The 17,692-nt window shown below is 61.2% G+C and carries 16 protein-coding genes; 11 read left to right on the forward strand and 5 right to left on the reverse strand.

What is annotated here, in order from left to right; genetic code table 11:
* The first annotated feature begins 242 nt into the window (after positions 1-242).
* Genes AF71_RS17325 through AF71_RS17335 form a run of 3 tightly spaced genes read left to right on the forward strand, consistent with a single transcriptional unit; the run spans position 243 to position 3,460 of the window.
* Entirely contained in the window at positions 243-707 is a 465-nt protein-coding gene (locus AF71_RS17325) for a MarR family transcriptional regulator (protein ID WP_018857343.1), read from the forward strand.
* On the forward strand, positions 700-1,926 hold the full coding sequence (locus AF71_RS17330) for an HlyD family secretion protein (protein WP_018857344.1): 1,227 nt from the start codon (positions 700-702) through the stop codon (positions 1,924-1,926). The genes AF71_RS17325 and AF71_RS17330 overlap by 8 nt, the downstream gene beginning before the upstream one ends.
* On the forward strand, positions 1,919-3,460 hold the full coding sequence (locus AF71_RS17335; protein WP_018857345.1) for a DHA2 family efflux MFS transporter permease subunit: 1,542 nt from the start codon (positions 1,919-1,921) through the stop codon (positions 3,458-3,460). The genes AF71_RS17330 and AF71_RS17335 overlap by 8 nt, the downstream gene beginning before the upstream one ends.
* 3 nt (positions 3,461-3,463) lie before the next feature.
* Here the strand turns inward: AF71_RS17335 and AF71_RS17340 are convergent, their stop codons facing one another.
* Genes AF71_RS17340 through AF71_RS17350 form a run of 3 tightly spaced genes read right to left on the reverse strand, consistent with a single transcriptional unit; the run spans position 3,464 to position 5,340 of the window.
* Positions 3,464-4,054: a DNA-3-methyladenine glycosylase gene (locus AF71_RS17340; protein ID WP_018857346.1), complete on the reverse strand. Its 591-nt coding sequence runs from the start codon at positions 4,052-4,054 to the stop codon at positions 3,464-3,466.
* 28 nt (positions 4,055-4,082) lie between these two features.
* A complete protein-coding gene (locus tag AF71_RS17345; protein WP_025660014.1) occupies positions 4,083-4,403 on the reverse strand; it encodes a hypothetical protein in 321 nt (106 codons plus the stop codon).
* A 46-nt stretch (positions 4,404-4,449) separates the two neighbouring features.
* Positions 4,450-5,340: a LysR family transcriptional regulator gene (locus AF71_RS17350; protein ID WP_169682272.1), complete on the reverse strand. Its 891-nt coding sequence runs from the start codon at positions 5,338-5,340 to the stop codon at positions 4,450-4,452.
* 121 nt (positions 5,341-5,461) lie between these two features.
* Between AF71_RS17350 and AF71_RS17355 the strand changes: the two genes are divergently transcribed.
* Together AF71_RS17355 and AF71_RS17360 are read left to right on the forward strand one after the other, a co-directional pair.
* Positions 5,462-6,199, forward strand: a complete 738-nt coding sequence (locus AF71_RS17355) for an SDR family oxidoreductase (RefSeq protein WP_169682274.1) — start codon at positions 5,462-5,464, stop codon at positions 6,197-6,199.
* Between the two features lie 84 nt (positions 6,200-6,283).
* A complete protein-coding gene (locus AF71_RS17360) occupies positions 6,284-6,430 on the forward strand; it encodes a short-chain dehydrogenase/reductase (RefSeq protein ID WP_169682276.1) in 147 nt (48 codons plus the stop codon).
* A 239-nt stretch (positions 6,431-6,669) separates the two neighbouring features.
* On the opposite strand, the gene AF71_RS17365 is transcribed toward AF71_RS17360, so the two are convergent.
* On the reverse strand, positions 6,670-7,581 hold the full coding sequence (locus tag AF71_RS17365) for a LysR family transcriptional regulator (protein ID WP_018117257.1): 912 nt from the start codon (positions 7,579-7,581) through the stop codon (positions 6,670-6,672).
* Positions 7,582-7,749: 168 nt separating this feature from the next.
* Between AF71_RS17365 and AF71_RS17370 the strand changes: the two genes are divergently transcribed.
* The 6 genes from AF71_RS17370 to AF71_RS17395 all read left to right on the forward strand — a co-directional run bounded on the left by AF71_RS17370 (position 7,750) and on the right by AF71_RS17395 (position 17,110).
* The gene (locus AF71_RS17370) at positions 7,750-8,571 is read left to right on the forward strand and encodes an alpha/beta hydrolase (RefSeq protein ID WP_169682278.1); all 822 of its coding nucleotides are present in this window, start codon (positions 7,750-7,752) and stop codon (positions 8,569-8,571) included.
* 41 nt (positions 8,572-8,612) lie between these two features.
* Complete coding sequence (locus AF71_RS17375) at positions 8,613-9,803, forward strand: efflux RND transporter periplasmic adaptor subunit (RefSeq protein ID WP_018857353.1); 1,191 nt, start codon at positions 8,613-8,615, stop codon at positions 9,801-9,803.
* A 123-nt stretch (positions 9,804-9,926) separates the two neighbouring features.
* Positions 9,927-13,127, forward strand: a complete 3,201-nt coding sequence (locus tag AF71_RS17380) for an efflux RND transporter permease subunit (RefSeq protein WP_018857354.1) — start codon at positions 9,927-9,929, stop codon at positions 13,125-13,127.
* Positions 13,128-13,268: 141 nt separating this feature from the next.
* Entirely contained in the window at positions 13,269-14,252 is a 984-nt protein-coding gene (gene denD / locus AF71_RS17385) for a D-erythronate dehydrogenase (protein ID WP_169682280.1), read from the forward strand.
* Entirely contained in the window at positions 14,249-15,145 is an 897-nt protein-coding gene (locus AF71_RS17390) for an NAD(P)-dependent oxidoreductase (protein WP_169682282.1), read from the forward strand. The genes denD and AF71_RS17390 overlap by 4 nt, the downstream gene beginning before the upstream one ends.
* 183 nt (positions 15,146-15,328) lie before the next feature.
* Positions 15,329-17,110, forward strand: a complete 1,782-nt coding sequence (locus tag AF71_RS17395; protein WP_169682284.1) for a GGDEF domain-containing phosphodiesterase — start codon at positions 15,329-15,331, stop codon at positions 17,108-17,110.
* Positions 17,111-17,127: 17 nt separating this feature from the next.
* Here the strand turns inward: AF71_RS17395 and AF71_RS17400 are convergent.
* A partial coding sequence (locus AF71_RS17400; protein WP_169682286.1) for an NAD-dependent epimerase/dehydratase family protein occupies positions 17,128-17,692 on the reverse strand: 565 nt, incomplete at its 5' end.

Consider the following 17,692-nt stretch of genomic DNA (forward strand, 5'->3'; position numbering starts at 1 on the left):
TCGAGAAAAATGGGTCGGCCGCCGGTAACCCTCTGGATTTCTACTTTAAACGGCTGCCGCTCGAAATTGCAAATGCCACACGGTTGCAATTTGCGAAAGCCCTCAGAAATCTCTGCGCGTATTCTCATGCGGCATTTTGGCCGCAGATGCGGAATCTGGAGAAGCGCCTATTGTGCTATGCACACGCTTAATATATCTGAGCGTATTATAAGTGTGCTTATTAATTATCGGCACTGGCTTCCATGAACAGCAATCCTACCCTCGGCTTCCTATTGCACGACGTCGCACGGCTGCTTCGCAAGCGGTTTGAGCAGCGTGCGCGCTGCCTTGGGCTGACGCGGTCGCAGTGGCAGACCCTGGCTTATCTGCGCAGCAATGAGGGGATCCACCAGAGCGGACTTGCCGAGATCCTGGAAATCGAGCCGATCACGCTTGTCCGCATTCTCGACAAACTCGCCGATCGCGGTCTCATCGAGCGCCGGCAGCATCCGACCGATCGCCGTATCTGGCTTCTCTATGTGCGCGAGGAAGCCCATCCGCTTCTGGCCGAGATGCGCGAGCTTGGTGACCTGACACGCGGCGAGGCATTCGCCGGCATCCCTTCCGAGCAGCGCGATCAGCTGTTCGACATTCTAACCGAAATGAAGACGAACCTGGTGCAGGCCTGCCGATCCCCGGTAGCCGAGAATGAGACAAAACATGGCTGAGAAGTCCTCCCTGCGCGTCGTTACAGACGCAAATGCCAAGAACCCAGTTGAAGAAAAGGATGTTTCTCCTCGTGAGGAACCGGTAGCCGAGGCGCCTTCATCCAATTCAGCGCCCGCTACTGCTGTGGCTGCGCCTGGCGGCACTCAGGTCCGCCGCCGGCGCAGTCTCACGCGCCCCGTTCTGTTCACGCTGCTGCCCGTCGCGCTCGTCGTTGGCGGCTACTACTACGTCAATGGCGGACAGATCATGTCGACCGACAATGCCTATATCCAGGCTGACATGGTGGGGCTGACGACAGACGTTTCCGGTATCGTCGACCAGATTAACGTGCATGAGAACGAAGCCGTGAAGAAGGGCCAGGTGCTCTTCAGCCTGCGGCAGGATTCCTTCAAGATTGCTCTCGACGGTGCGGAGGCGCAGCTCGGCGCCGTCCGAAACCAGATCCTCAATCTGAAGGCTAGCTATCAGCAGTCGCTTGCCGAGATCACGCAGGCCGAAGCTGATATTCCGTACTATCAGACCGAATTCGACCGTCAGCAGAACTTGCTGAACAGCTCGGCCGCGACGCGCACTGCTTATGATCAGGCCAAGCACAATCTCGATGCGGGCCATCAGAAGGTCGCCGTCGCAAAGGCCGAAGCGGCAGCAACATTGGCCCAGCTCGGCGGCAATGCCGATCAGCCGGTTGAGCAGAACCCGCTCTATCTCGAAGCCAAGGCGAAGGTGGACGACGCACAGCGCGAACTCGACCACAGCGTCGTCAAGGCGCCGTTCCATGGTATCGTGACGAACGTCAACTCGCTGCAGCCGGGCTCCTACCTGCAGGCGTCCACGCAGGCCTTCTCGCTGGTTTCGGACAATAACCTCTGGATTTCCGCGAGCCCGAAGGAAACGGAACTGACCTATGTGAAGCCGGGCCAGCCGGTGACGATCTATGTCGACACCTATCCGGGCGTGGAGTGGAAGGGCAAGGTCGAGAGCATCAGCCCGGCCTCCGGCTCCAGCTTCTCGCTGCTGCCGGCGCAGAACACGACGGGCAACTGGGTCAAGGTCGTGCAGCGCATTCCGATGCGCGTCAGCATCGATCACGCGGCAGGCAAGCCGCCGCTTCGTGTCGGCATGAGCACGGTCGTCGATGTCGATACGGGCCGCGCCCGTGGCCTTCCGGATTTCGTTTCCAAGCTTTTGGGCCGCTCTGGCGGCAAGGACCATGAGTAACGCTGCATCATCACCGGCCACCCTGGTTGCCAACAGGGGCGCGATCACGGCTTGCGTCATCCTGGCAGTGATCATGCAGGCGCTGGACACGACGATCGCCAACGTCGCGCTGCCCTATATCCAGGGCAGCGTCTCGGCGAGCGCCGACCAGATCAACTGGGTCCTGACCTCCTACATCGTGGCGGCCGCGATCATGACGCCGCCATCAGGCTTTCTGGCCGCCAAGTTCGGTCGCAAACGGGTGCTTTTGGCGGCAATCGCCGGCTTCGTCGCGGCTTCCGTTCTTTGCGGCCTTGCGCAATCGCTGAACCAGATTGTTGCCTTCCGCCTGTTACAGGGCCTGTTCGGCGCGTCTCTGGTTCCCCTCTCTCAGGGCATCCTCCTCGACATTTACACTGCTGAGGAGCGAGGCTCGGCCATGGCCTTATTTGGCGTCTCGGTCATGGTCGGGCCGGTCCTGGGACCCGTCATCGGCGGCTGGCTGACCGATAATATCAGCTGGCGTTGGGTGTTCTACATCAACGTGCCGATCGGCGCGCTGGCGTTTGCCGGCATCGTGATCTACGTCACGGAGACGAAGCTCGATGCGCTGGCGAAGCTCGACTGGTTCGGGTTCGGGATGATGAGTCTCGGCATCGCATCGCTGCAGCTCTTTCTCGATCGCGGCGAACAGCTGAACTGGTTCGCGTCCGGCGAGATCATGATCGAGGCGATCGTCTGTGCCGCTGCCTTCTATCTGTTGATCGTGCATACGCTGACGGCCGAAAAGTCGTTCGTGAACCCGAAGCTGTTCCTCGATCGGAACTTCTCGGTGAGCATGCTCTTCATCTTCGTGATCGGCATCACCTACCTCGCCTCGCTGGCGCTGATGACGCCCTATCTGCAGACGCTGATGGGATATCCCGTCATCACCGCGGGCATCGTCATGGGGCCGCGTGGGCTCGGCACGATGCTTTGCATGTTTATCGTCGGCAAGCTGATCGGGAAAGTTGACTCGCGGCTGCTCTTGGTGACCGGACTCGGGCTGACGGCCTGGGCGATGTATGACATGACCGGTTGGACGCCCGATGTCTCGCAGTGGACGATCGTGTCCGTCGGCTTCATTCAGGGCGCCGGGCTCGGCTTCCTGTTCGTGCCGCTGACGACGATCGCCTTTTCGACGCTGCCCGCTCACATGCGCGGCGACGGCACCGGCCTCTACAACCTGTCGCGCAACATCGGCTCGAGCGTCGGCATTTCGATCGTTTCGGCGCTTCTCGTCGAGAACGCCCAGGTGAACCACGAGAGCATCGCTGCCTATGTGACGCCGTTCAACCGGGCCTTCGAGGCGACGGCGGCACAGGGGCTGAATCCGCTGACTGCGGCCGGTCGTGCGGCTCTCAACGAAGTGATCACCCTGCAGTCGACGATCATCGCCTATATAGACGACTTCAAGCTGCTGATGCTCATGTCGCTGGCGGTCATTCCGCTCGCGCTGCTGCTGCGCAAGCCGAAAGTGGCACCTGCCATGGATCACAGCGCCGTCATGGAATGAGCCTCAGCGGAACGGTTTGCTGAGATAGCGAGATCCTGAGATGCCGAAGCGCCATGGCGCTTCGGCATTTTTCGTTATGCCGATCCGCTGGCCGGCGACAATTTCGACGGGAGCCGAAGGAGCGATCGAGAAGGGCGACCGGTCGAGCAACCTGTCGTTCAGGGAGAGATCGACGCCGAGCGCTTGGCAGAGCTTGCCGGGGCCGCTGCAGAGCTGCGTCAGCGCATGGTTGCTGCGGCGTTCGATCATCGTCGCGATGCCGGCTTCCGGCTCGATTGCGCGGATCAGCACGGCCGCGCCGGGGGTGCACACGAAATTCAGGCACCAGTGTATCCCGTAGATGCGATAAATGTAGACATTGCCAGGTCGACCGAACATGGCGCGGTTGCGCGGCGTGGGACCGCGGAAGGCGTGCGAGGCTTCGTCGTCAGGGAAGTAGGCTTCAGTCTCGGTTATGCGGCCGCCGACATCGCCGACGCGCAGATGGGAGCCCAGCAGATCCTGGGCGACGGCAATCGCATCGCGCTCGAAAAAGCGCGTGAGATCAGGGCCGGCGAGGGGAGTGGCGCCGATCGCACCGACGCCATGTGTCATCTGTTTCAGGCTTCCGGTCCATGAGGCACTAATGACCGACCTTTGGGTCATGAGCAGAAATGGAGGATCCGGTCACCGAGACGGGATCGCTTGCCGGAAAAGTATCCTCGAGGCCTTCTTCCAGTTCTTCTTCGAGAAGCGCGGCATCCTTGCCGCGTGTGCCATCGGCTTGCGAACTCTGCAGTGTTGTTGCGAGCAACGCCCTCGCGCGGGTAATCGCATTATCGCTCGTTAGCCCGGGAGAGGCGGCGGCATAGAGCGTGACCGATATGTTGTTGCCGGACTGATCCGTGAAGATGACGACAAAACAGCCGTCCTTCGGATGCACGGTGACGTCTGTGATGGTCATGAAAATTCTCCAGCTCTGACAGTCACTGTAAGTGAAACGCTTTTCGCTAGGATTGTCGAGCAAAGACCTTCACCAGCCAGTCGATGAAAACGCGAACGCGGGGCGAGAGCTGCCGGTTGGGCGGATAGAGCAGGGAGACCGGTGTTTCGGTCAGCGGGAAATCCGGCAGGACGTGAATGAGCGTGCCGGCCGCGAGATCCGCTTCGGCGTGATAACGTGGCACCTGTATCAAGCCGAGGCCGAGCCTGGCAGCCGACATGAAGCTCTCGGCGGCGTTCACCGTCACCGTCGCGGGCAGGGTGACATTACGGATGCTGCCGCCGACGATGAATTCCAGTGGTAGCACGCCGCCCGTCGCCGTCGAGCGGAAACCGACCATGCGGTGGCCATCGAGCCTGTCCGGATGTTCGGGGAGGCCGTGTTTCTCGACATAGGCGGGAGCTGCAAGGGTAACTTCCTCCAACATTGCGACGCGTCTTGCTACCATGTCGCTGTCCTGGGGCGTGCCGACGCGTAACACGCAATCGATGCCCTCGCGAACGAGGTCGACCAGCCGGTCGCCTTCGCTCATGTAGAACTCGATATCAGGATAAGTTTCGAGGAAATGCGGAAGGCTCGGCAGCACAAAATGCCGGGCAAGCGTGCCATGCACGTCCACACGCAGCATGCCTTTCGGCATGGCGTCGGCAAAGGCGCCTTCCGCGTCTTCGATGTCGGCGAGGATCGAAAGGCAGCGTTGGTAATAGGCTTCGCCGTCCAGTGTCGGGCTGACATGGCGCGTGGTCCGCTGCAGCAGCCGCACGCCGAGGCGTGCTTCGAGTTGTTTGACGGCATCCGTCACCGTGGAGCGCGGCAGGCCGATGTCCTCTGCGGCAAGTGTGAAGCTCCGGCGCTCCACGATGCGGGAGAAGACCCACATGGCATCGAATCTGTCCATCTTATTTGTTCGCATTATTCGGATAGTGATGCCAGATAGTGATTGATTATCCGCAAACTGAAAAGCGGCATCTTCTCCCCATCAGAAACGTGCTGAGCAAAACGAAAGAAGGAGAGAGGCAATGGGCAATGAGAACAAGGTTGCGCTGGTTACTGGTGCATCGAGAGGCATCGGCGCCGCAATCGCGGAGCGTCTGGCCAGAGACGGTTTCACCGTCGTCGCCAACTACTCAGGAAACGTCGCACTCGCCGAGGAGCTTGTGCAGACGATCGAGCGCGACGGCGGCAAGGCTCTGACGGCGCAGGCCGACGTCAGCAATGCCGAGGCTGTCAGCCGGATGTTCGATGCGGCAGAAGCAGCCTTCGGCGGCATCGATGTGCTCGTCAACAATGCCGGTATCATGCAGCTTTCGTCGATTGCCGATGCTGACGATGCCCATTTCGATCGCCATGTCAGCGTGAACCTGAAGGGCACGTTCAATACATTGCGCGAAGCCGCAAAGCGCCTCCGCAACGGCGGTCGCATCATCAATCTGTCAACGAGTATCGTCGGCCTGAAGCTGGAAACTTACGGCGTCTACGCCGCGACCAAGGCCGCCGTCGAAGCCCTGACGGCGATCATGTCGAAGGAAATGCGCGGCCGTAACATCACCGTCAACGCCGTGGCTCCCGGGCCGACAGCAACCGACCTTTTCCTTGATGGGAAATCGGAGGAACTGATCGCCCGCATGGCCAAGATGAACCCGCTGGAGCGCCTGGGCACGCCCGAAGATATCGCCGCCTCCGTCTCGTTCCTTGCAGGTCCCGACGGCGCCTGGATCAACGGCCAGGTGTTGCGTGCCAACGGTGGCATCATCTGATCTCCGGCTCCCGCGGCGGGTTTGGCCCGCCGCCGCCGATGCCGATGCGGGCACGGTTGCGATGGCAACGCCGAGGCTATCCTCATGCCGTTCGGCACGCGTCGGTTCCGTACGCATATCGATCCGTCAGAGGACGGTGCCGAGATCGTCGTTGGCGTCGCTGATCGGGTCCGCGCCGAAATGTTCCGGCGGATCGGCATGGAGGATCTTCTCAAACCGGCCGTTCACTAAACCGTGATACCGGCCATTGTTCCGGTTTTGCGAACCTGCTGTGCATAAATCAGTACTTAACAAACGGCAAAAAGCAGGCTTATATTATTTGCGTAAAGGCGACTGGGAAGACCTCCAACTCGGGCGCCACCTCAGATACCGGCCGAGCCATTTCCCTGGTGACGCGGCAGGGTCTGAAAGGAATTCGATGATCGACTGTTGCGGCCCGTCGAAGGGACTCCTTCCGGGCCGCAATTGCGTCAGGCATCATTCAGCTTGGCATCCGAGAGCAATTTCACCAGCCAGTCGACGAAGACACGGACCTTGTTGCTGAGGTGGCGGTTCGGCGGATAGACGATATAGAGCGGCAGCGGTTCGCGGCTCCATTCCGGCAAGATCTCCACCAGGTCGCCCTTGGCCAGCGCATCGCGGATCATGAAGCGCGGCAGTTGGGCAATACCGAGCCCGTTCAGCGCCGCATTGACGAAGGTTCGGCTGTCATTGACCGACAGCAGGTAGCGCGGATTGATCTCCAGTTCCTCATTGTCCTTGCGGAATTCGAAGGGAAGTGTCCGGTTCGTCTGAGCGCGGAAGTAACTCACTGAATAATGGTCGTTTTCCAGCTCCTCGGGGCGAGTCGGAATGCCGAATTTCTCGATGTAGAGCGGTGCCGCGCAGGTGAGCATTTCGACCTCCGAGACACGTCTTGCGATCAGCGACTGGTCGGCCGGCGTGCCGGCGCGAAGCGCGCAGTCGACGTTCTCCGCGAGGTAGTCGACGGTGCGGTCGCCCACACCCAGGTCTACCCTGATGTCTGGATACTTCTGGTAAAAATCGCAAAGCGCCGGGACGACAATCCAGTCGGCGAAAGCGCCGGCCATTTCGACGCGCAAGCGGCCGGTCGGCAGGCCTTGCGAGTTCGAAAGGCTGCCGTCGAGTTCCTCGAGCTCGGAGACGATCTGCGCCGCCCGCTCGTAGTAGAGCGCGCCGTCGGTCGTCACCATGACGCGTCGTGTGGTGCGATTGAGAAGTTTGGTATGCAGATGTGCTTCAAGCCCCTGAATGAGATTGGTCACCGTCGCCTTGGGCATGGCGAGCGTGTCGGCGGCCCGTGTGAAATTGCCCGTCTCTACGACGCGGATGAAGGCGCGCATTGCCGAGAGCTGGTCCATCGGAAAATCACCTAAGCAGATTGCACTGCGGTATTGTTCGAAATTCGGAACAGTGTAATCGCTCTATGGCTTCTTATTCCGACAATGGAATAACAATATCTTTTCTTCACAAATTGCAAGCCATCTCGGCTCGCAATACGTTATGTGGGTCAAACGCGAGCCGGAGCCATGGCGGTGCATGTGAAAGACATAGTGTTGGAGAAGGTGGCCACCGGGCCCGTTTCCGCGCGCGTCTATCAGGGTGCCGAGTTCGACAAGGGTTCACCCATCGTACTGTTTTTCCACGGCGGCGCATTTCTGCAGTCGGGCGTCAAGGACAGCGTGGTTGCCGAAAGCCTGGCGAAGGCTGGCGCGATTGTCGCTGTACCTGACTATAATGCGCCGCTTGGCAACGTCTTTCCTAAGCCGCTCGAAGTGGGTTACTCGATCTTTTCCTATCTCGCCAACAAGCGCGCGTCCGGTATTGGCGACCGCAATTCGCTGCTGATCGTGGCTGGCGAAGAGGCGGGCGGCAATATTGCTGCCGGCGTCGCCTTCAAGGCGCGCGACCATTTTGCGGATGCGCTCAATGGCCAGGTTCTGATTTCGCCGCTGCTTGATCCTTTCATGGGCACGTCGTCGATCCGCAAGGCGGATGGCATAGGCATGCGTCAGCGCTGGGCCGAGGGCTGGAGCCAATATCTCAGCGGCGGCGGCTGTCATCCCTATGCCGCGCCGTGTCTGTGTTCCCGCATTTCGGGGGTCGCGCCGGCACTCGTTCTGACGGCGGAGGATGATCCGCTTCGCGACGAGACGCTCGGTTACGCCGATCGCCTCAAACAGGCTGGTGTGCCAGTTCGCCGGAATGTCCTTCCCGCCGGGGCAGGCTGGCCGATGCTTTATGGCGGGAAATGCGAACAGGCACCGAATTGGCAACAGACGATCACGGACCAATTCGAAAGCTTCGTTCGGGATATTAGCAGCCAACCTATTGCATTGAAGACGAACTGATTGAATTCGGCCACTGAGAGAGGGCCGTAAGGAGAGTACCAATGACGTCCAGTAAGAAGCGCTGGGCCCTTGTGGGCGCCGGCTTGGGACTTGTTGCGTCCGTTTCGGCCGCAGCCATGTTTTTCGAACTGCCGATGAGCACGACTGCCACGGCGGCTTCCGCACCTGCGCAGGCTCCCGCTGTGCCGGTGACGGTGGCCGTCGTCGCCGGCCGTGACGTCACGACATGGCAGGAGTTCTCGGGACGGCTTGAAGCCGTCGACCGCGTGCAGGTCCGTTCACGTGTGGCCGGCGCTGTCCAGTCCGTGCACTTCCGCGAAGGCGCGCTGGTAAAGGCCGGCGATCTGCTCTTCACCATCGATCCGGAGCCCTACCAGGCGGCGGTTTCGCAGGCTGAAGGACAGACTGCCTCGGCCGAGGCCAAGGTCAATCTTGCTCAGATCGAGCTGGAGCGTGGCCGCAGGCTTTCCGACAACAAGACGATTTCGCAGAGCGATTTCGACCAACGGCAGAATGCCTTCACCGAGGCTCAGGCCGGTCTTCGCACCGCACAGGCTGCTCTTCGCTCGGCCCAGCTTGAGCTCGGCTACACCGAGGTCCGCGCGCCGGTCGCCGGCCGCGTCGGCAAGATCGAGATTACCGTCGGTAATCTTGTTGCCGAAGGCAGTTCATCTCCCGCCCTGACGACGCTGGTGTCGGTCGATCCGATCTATGCCAGCTTCAACGCCAGCGAGGAGATGGTCACCAAGGCGCTTTCCGAGTTGCCGGCTGGCGATGGCGCCGTTCCCGCTGTCGAGCAGATCCCGGTTGAGGTTGGTACGCTCGCCGATCAGGGCACGCCGATCAAGGGTAAGCTGCAGCTGATCGACAACCAGGTTGACGCGGCCAGCGGTACGATCGGCGTTCGCGCCGTCTTCGACAATCCCGGCGGCAAGCTGATCCCAGGCCAGTTCGTTCGTGTCCGCATGGGCGAGCCGAAGGCCGAAAACAAAATCCTGGTCAGCGACCGTGCAATCGGCACCGACCAGGACAAGAAGTTCGTGTTCGTCGTCGATGCCGAAAACAAGGTCAGCTACCGGCCGGTGCAGCTTGGTCCGATAGCGGATGGCCAGCGCATCGTCGAAAGCGGTCTTGTTGTCGGCGACAAGATCGTCGTCAACGGCCTGCAGCGTATTCGTCCCGGCGCAGTGGTTGCGCCGCAGGCGGAAGAAAAAGTGGCGACGGCTCAGTAAGCCGAAGCATGCGGAGCGTCTCGGCGCTCCGCGTTAATTCCGAAACGACCTGATCCACCGGCGGCTTCCCAACCGCCGGAGAGGGTCGTTGCATCCCGATTTCATCCCGGAGAGGGCTTTGAAATGAATTTCTCCAGATTTTTTGTCGACCGTCCGGTGTTTGCCGGAGTCCTGTCGGTCCTCATCGTCGTCGCCGGTCTGCTTGGCCTGCGTGCGCTGCCGATTTCCGAATATCCCGAAGTCGTGCCGCCATCGATCGTCGTGCGCGCCACCTATCCGGGCGCCAACCCCGAGGTCATCGCCCAGACGGTCGCAACCCCGCTCGAAGAGCAGATCAACGGCGTCGAGGGCATGCTCTACATGTCGAGCCAGGCGACCTCGGACGGCGTCATGACGCTGACGGTCACCTTCAAACTCGGCACCGACCCCGACAAGGCACAGCAGCTCGTCCAGAACCGCGTGTCGCAGGCCGAACCGCGTCTGCCGGAGGAGGTGAAGACCATCGGCATCACGACGGTCAAGAGCTCTCCCGATCTGATGATGGTCGTCAACCTGATCTCGCCCGACAACCGCTACGACATCACCTATCTGCGCAACTACGGCGTCCTCAACATCAAGGACCGGCTGGCGCGCATCGATGGCGTCGGCCAGGTACAGGTGTTTGGTTCCGGCGACTACTCGATGCGCGTCTGGATCGACCCGCAGAAGGCCGCCGAGCACGGCCTTGCCGCCAGCGATGTCACCAACGCGATCCGTGGCCAGAACGTCCAGGCCGCAGCCGGCACAATCGGCGCCTCGCCGAGCCTGTCGGGTGTCGACCTGCAGCTGAACGTCAATGCGCAGGGCCGTCTCCAGACGCCTGAGCAGTTCGGCAACATCATCGTCAAGACCGGCACGAACGGCGAGATCACCCGCCTGCGCGACGTCGCCCGCATCGAGCTTGGTGCCGCCGACTACTCGCTGCGCTCGATCCTCGACGGCAAGCCGGCGGTCGCCATCCCGGTCTTCCAGTCCCCGGGGTCCAATGCCATCACCATCTCGGACGAAGTCCAGAAGACGATGGAAGAGCTGAAGACCGCGATGCCTGACGGCGTCAGCTACGAGATCGTCTATGACACGACGAAGTTCGTGCGTTCGTCGATCGAGAAGGTCGTCGACACGCTGCTCGAAGCCATCGCGCTCGTCGTCATCGTCGTTATTCTGTTCCTGCAGACATGGCGCGCGTCGATCATCCCGCTGATTGCCGTTCCGGTCTCGATCATCGGCACGTTTGCGGTGATGTATGTCTTCGGCTTCTCGATCAACGCGCTCAGCCTGTTCGGTCTCGTGCTGGCGATCGGCATCGTGGTGGACGACGCGATCGTCGTTGTCGAAAACGTCGAGAGAAACATCGAAAATGGTCTCAGCCCGCGGGCTGCCACCTACAAGGCGATGAAGGAAGTCTCGGGCCCGATCATCGCGATCGCGCTGGTGCTCGTCGCGGTGTTCGTGCCGCTCGCCTTCATCACCGGTCTGTCCGGACAGTTCTATCGCCAGTTCGCGCTGACGATCGCGATCTCGACTGTCATTTCGGCCTTCAACTCGCTGACGTTGTCTCCGGCTCTGGCCTCGCTCTTGCTGCAGGATCACCATGCCAAGCGTGACTGGCTGACGCGTGCCATGGACGCGGCCTTTGGCTGGTTCTTCCGTGGCTTCAACAGGGCGTTCGGTGCTGCCTCCAAGGGCTACGGCAAGGGTGTCGGCGGCCTCGTGTCGCGCAAGAGCATCGTCATGCTGGTGTATCTGGTGCTGGCCGGCGCCACCTATGGTCTCTTCAATGCGGTGCCGGGCGGCTTCGTGCCGGCGCAGGACAAGCAGTATCTGATCGGCTTTGCCCAGCTGCCGGATGCCGCGAGCCTCGACCGCACCGAAGACGTCATCAAGCGGATGAGCGACATCGCCATGGCCGAGCCTGGCGTTGCCCATGCGATCGCCTTCCCGGGCCTGTCGATCAACGGCTTCACCAATTCCTCGAACGCCGGCATCGTCTTCGTGACGCTGAAGGACTTCGAGGAACGCAAGTCGCCGGCGCTTTCGGGCGGCGCGATCGCCATGTCCCTGAACCAGAAGTTCGGGGCGATCCAGGATGCCTTCATCGCGATGTTCCCGCCGCCGCCGGTCAATGGTCTCGGCACGACGGGCGGCTTCAAGATGCAGCTCGAAGACCGCGCCGGTCTCGGCTATCAGGTGCTCGACGAAGCCAACAAGGCGATAATCGCCAAGGCCTACCAGACGCCTGAGCTGACGGGCATCTTCTCTGCCTATCAGATCAATGTTCCGCAGCTCTATGCCGATCTCGACCGTGAGAAGGCGGAACAGCTTGGCGTCCCGGTAACCGACGTGTTCGAGACGCTGCAGATCTATCTCGGTTCGCTCTATGTCAACGACTTCAACGCCTTCGGCCGTACCTACAGCGTGCGCGTCCAAGCCGATGCCAAGTTCCGGGCGCAGCCCGAGGATATTGGCAAGCTGAAGGTTCGTTCGGCATCGGGCCAGATGATCCCGCTGTCTGCGCTCCTGAAGGTGAACGCGACAACCGGGCCGGAGCGGACCAACCGTTATAACGGTTTCCTCTCCGCCGATATCAACGGCGGTCCTGCTCCGGGCTTCTCCTCCGGCCAGGCTCAGGCAGCGATCGAAAAGATCGCCGACGAGACCTTGCCGAAGGGCATCAGCTTCGAATGGACGGATCTGACCTATCAGCAGATCCTGGCGGGCAACTCCGGCGTGATCGTCTTCCCACTGGCGCTGCTGCTGGTGTTCCTGGTGCTCGCTGCCCAGTATGAGAGCCTGGCGCTGCCGATCGCGATCATCATGATCGTGCCGATGGGCGTGCTGGCGGCGCTGACGGGCGTCTGGCTGACCGGTGGAGACAACAACATCTTCACGCAGATCGGTCTGGTCGTCCTTGTCGGCCTCTCGGCGAAGAACGCGATCCTGATCGTGGAATTCGCCCGCGAGCTGGAATTCGAAGGGCGCACCCCGGTCCAGGCTGCCATCGAGGCAAGCCGCCTGCGTCTGCGCCCGATCCTGATGACCTCGATGGCCTTCATCATGGGTGTCGTGCCGCTCGTCGTCTCGACCGGTGCCGGTGCCGAGATGCGCGCCGCCATGGGTGTCGCGGTGTTCTCAGGCATGATCGGCGTCACCTTCTTCGGCATCTTCATGACGCCCGTCTTCTACGTGCTGGTCCGCAAACTCTCGGGCAACCGCCCGCTGATCCAGCACAAGGAGCACGAGCACGACGCGGAGGAAGCCGAAATCATTCGGCTCGCTGCCGAATAACCCCCACTCAGCGGCGAGACGTGGAAAGGCGGAGCATTGCTCCGCCTTTCCTGTTTTCATGAGCCGGCCAGACGGTTATGTCTCGAAGGGCATGCACGGGCGAGGGGAGTCGCACGCTGCAAGGTTTGATGGAGGCGGCCAATGCATATCGCGATTATCGGCGCAGCGGGAATGATCGGGCGCAAGTTGACCGCGCGGCTCGTTGCGGACGGGCGGCTGGCGGGTCAGGCCATCAATCGCCTATCGCTTGTCGACGTCATCACGCCGGCTGACCCTGAAGGCTTTACGGGGCGTGTGGAGACGAGCGCGGTCGACGTTTCCGCTCCAGGGCAGGCCGCACGGATTGTCGCCTCGCGCCCGGATGTAGTGTTTCATCTGGCCGCGATCGTATCCGGCGAGGCTGAGCTGGATTTCGAAAAAGGCTACGGCATCAATCTCGAAGGCACGCGCGCGCTTCTTGAGGCGATCCGCGCCGCTCATCTGCAAGACGGGTACCGGCCTTGTGTCGTCTTCACCTCGTCCATTGCGGTCTTTGGAGCGCCTTTCCCCCAGGTCATTCCTGATGATTTCAATCTCACGCCCCTGACAAGCTACGGCACGCAAAAGGCGATGGGTGAATTGCTGTTGGCGGATTACACGCGCCGCGGCTTCATCGACGGCATCGGAATCCGGTTGCCGACGATCTGCATCCGTCCCGGCAAGCCGAACAAGGCTGCTTCCGGCTTCTTCTCCGGCATCGTTCGTGAGCCGTTGGCCGGGCAGGAGGCGACCCTGCCGGTGCCGGAAACTGTTCGCCATTGGCACGCGTCGCCGCGTTCGGCCGTCGGGTTTCTGGTCCATGCCGCCAGCATCGACCTGCAGCCGCTCGGCGCGCGCCGCAGCCTGACGATGCCCGGTGTCAGCGCCACCGTCGGAGAGCAGATCGAGGCGTTGCGCAAGATCGCAGGGGAGAAGGTCGTCAGCCTGATCCGACGCGAACCCGACGAGCTGGTCATGAAGATCGTATCGGGTTGGCCACAGGCTTTCGAGGCCGAGCGCGCGAAGGAGCTGGGTTTTGTCGCCGATGCTTCGTTCGAGGACATTATTCGAGTGCACATCGAGGATGAATTGGGAGGACAGCTATGACTATCGGCAAATCACGCAGCATTGCGTTTCTGGGAACTGGGCTGATGGGCGCGCCGATGGCTCGCAGGCTGTTGCAGTCCGGCTTTGCCGTCACGGTCTGGAACCGCAATCGCGAGAAGGCGGAAGGCCTCGTTCCGGATGGCGCGGTCCTGGCGGATACGCCCGCTGCCGCCGTCAAAGGGGCATCGGTCGTGTTCACCATGCTGACCGACGGAAAGGCAGTGGAGGACGTGCTGTTCACGCAAGGTGCTTCGGAGGCGCTTGATGTCGGCGCGGTGGTCATCGATTCCAGTTCCATTACCCCTGACGCGGCCCGGCAGCATGCGTCAAAGCTCGCCGGGCGTGGCATCCGCCATCTCGATGCGCCGGTCTCCGGCGGTGTGGTGGGGGCGGCTGCCGGTACACTTGCGATCATGGCAGGCGGCGATGGCGCTTTGGTCGAAGAACTGGCCGACGTCTTTGCACCACTTGGCCGCGTGACGCATGTTGGACCAAGCGGTTGCGGTCAGCTCGCGAAGCTCGGGAACCAGCAGATCGTCGCCATCACGATCGGCGCCGTTGCCGAAGCGATGCTGCTCTTCGAGGCGGGGGGCGGTTCACGCGAGGCGTTCCGCCGGGCGATCCGGGGAGGCTTCGCCGAAAGCCGCATTCTCGACGTTCACGGCCAGCGGATGGTCAATCGCGATTTTGGGACCGCCGGCCCTTCGAAATTGCAGCTCAAGGACCTAAACAATATCGTCGCAACGGCGGAAGGTCTCGCTTTGACGCTGCCTCTGACGGAGGCGGTCCGTGCCGAGTTCGCCGAGTTTGTCGAACATGGTGGCGGTGAGACCGATCACAGTGGCCTGCTGCTGCAGCTTGAAGAAAAGAACCGCCGTTCGTCGAAAGGCTGAATTGCCTAGACACTCGAGTCTCTGAGAAGATCGATGATGCATTCGGCTTGCAATTGTTGATGGATTTTTAGTGCATCCTAATTAATCTCTCGCCAAAAGGTTGGTTCTGCACCCATAATGGGCTTCCTCCTTGGAGGCCTGACACCATACTGTTACTCGAAGCTGCATGAGGCTTGAACGGCGTTGGCATCGAGCAGTCCCACACGGTCCGAACGAGAGTTTCAGGACATCCTGCGGCGCCTTGAGCTTGCACTCGACGCGTCACAGATCGGTGTTTGGGAGCACAACCTCGATCGGCATGAAATCTCCTGGGACGTTCAGATGCACCGGATCTACCAGACCGGAAGAGGCAGCGGGCCGGTCGCCGCTACAATCTGGTCGGATGCGATTCACCCCGACGACCGCGAGCGTGCCGAACTGGAGTTCGAGGACGCCATTGCCAGACGCGGGCAGTATAATTCGGAGTTTCGGATCGTCTGGCCGAACGGCGAGATACGGCACATCCGCTCGCGGGCTCATTTCTATGTCAGCGAGGAAGGGTCACCCTCTTTCATCGGCGCGGAGTGGGACGTCACTTCGGACGTGCTTCTTGCCAACGAGGCGGCGCGTCAGCGCGCCGTCGCGGAGGCACGGGCCCTCGCTTTGGAGGAGAGCAGTGCCCACATCGAATATGCTGCGGAACACGATTATTTGACGGGCCTTCCCAACCGCCGGCTTTTCGACAAGCGCCTGGCGGAACTGGCCGAGGATGCCTCAGTCTCGACGCTCGCCGTCCTGCATCTCGACCTTGACGAGTTCAAGCAGATCAACGACAGCCATGGCCATGCGGCGGGCGACACCGTATTGCGTGCCGCAGCTTTGCGGATCGAGGCCGCCATTCCGAAAGCTACGATGGTGGCACGCATCGGTGGCGACGAATTCGTTATCCTGCTCGTCAATTTCGGAGGGCTGACGGAACTGAACCGCATGGCGCGTGAGGTGCAGCGGCGCTTGAAGAAGAAGGTCCGTTTCGGCCACGAAATGCTGCAAAGTGGAGCGTCGATCGGCATTTCCTGGTCGGCAGATCGCTCCGGCTCCAATCTGCTCGCCGAGTCCGATATCGCGGTATATCAGGCAAAGACATCGGGCCGCGATCGTATCGAGTTCTTCTCGCAGCAGCTCAAGGACGATCTGATGGGCAAGCGGCGTCTTGCCGAAGAGCTGAAGCTTGCACTGGAACAGGGCGATATCATTCCATTCTACCAATTGCAGCTCGATGCCCACACCCGCGACATCGTTGGCATCGAGGCCCTGGCGCGCTGGCATCACAGCGAGCGCGGCACCCTCTCGCCTGGCATATTCCTGAAGATCGCCGATGAGTTCGGCTTGTCTTCGGAGATCGATGCTTCGATCCTGCGACGCGTGCTCGCCGACCGTGTGACATGGGAGCAGCACGGCACAACCCTGCCACGGGTCTCGGTCAACATTTCGGGGCAGCGCCTCTACGATCCGCAGTTGATTGATGATCTGGAGACACTCGAGATACCGCGTGGCGCCCTGGTTTTCGAATTGGTCGAGACGATCTTTCTGGACGACTGCGACGACGAGCTTCTGCAGACGGTTGACCGCATCAAGCAGATGGGTATCGAAATCGAGATCGATGATTTCGGCTCGGGCCACGCGTCGCTGATCGGTCTCGTGCGGTTGCGCCCGGCTCGGCTGAAGATCGATCGGCAACTGGTAAGCGAGGTGGATACCTCCTCCGAGCAGCGCCGTGTCGTCAAATCGATTGTCGAGATCGGCAAGGCCCTCGGCGTCGATGTGATCGCCGAGGGCGTCGAGACGGAAAACCATGCCGTGGCGCTTGCCAAGCTCGGCTGTCATACGCTGCAAGGTTTTGCGCTCGGCCATCCGCTGCCGGCATCAGAGATCGATGATATTTTCGCTTCGAAGAAGGCGACGCAGGCGGCCCACCTCCGACGCTAGCCTAACGGTGGGGCCTCCTAAGGCTCGAGTTCGCCGCGTGCTTCCAGATACCAGTCGACGAAAGCCTTCACACCGACATCCAGTGTCGTCTCCGGCTTGTAGCCTGTCAAAGCCGCCAGCAGATCGGGGCTCGCAAAGGTGCGTGGCACATCGCCCTTCTGCATCGGCAGCATCTTGCGCTTTGCCGGCTGGCCGAGGACCCTTTCGACCGTCTCGACGAAGGTCATCAGGTTCTCCGGCTGGCCGCCGCCGATATTGACGACGCGGAATGGCGCCTGATGCGAGAGCGTCTCCACCCGTTCGTCGGCCACGCGGTTGGCCTCCGACGGGGCGACGGACGACAGGCGGACGATCGCCTCCACGAGGTCATCGATATAGGTGAAGTCGCGGCTCATCCGGCCTTCGCCGTAGATCTCGATCGGTTGATCCTCCAGCATGTTCTTGACGAACTTGAAGAGGGCCATGTCGGGACGGCCCCAGGGGCCGTAGACGGTGAAGAAACGGAAGGCGGTTGTCGGGATCTTGTGGAGATGCGCGTAGCTGTGCGCCATCAGTTCCATTGACTTCTTCGTCGCCGCATAA

Source organism: Rhizobium sp. 57MFTsu3.2 (assembly GCF_012932765.1).
GTDB classification, from domain to species: Bacteria; Pseudomonadota; Alphaproteobacteria; order Rhizobiales; family Rhizobiaceae; genus Rhizobium; species Rhizobium altiplani.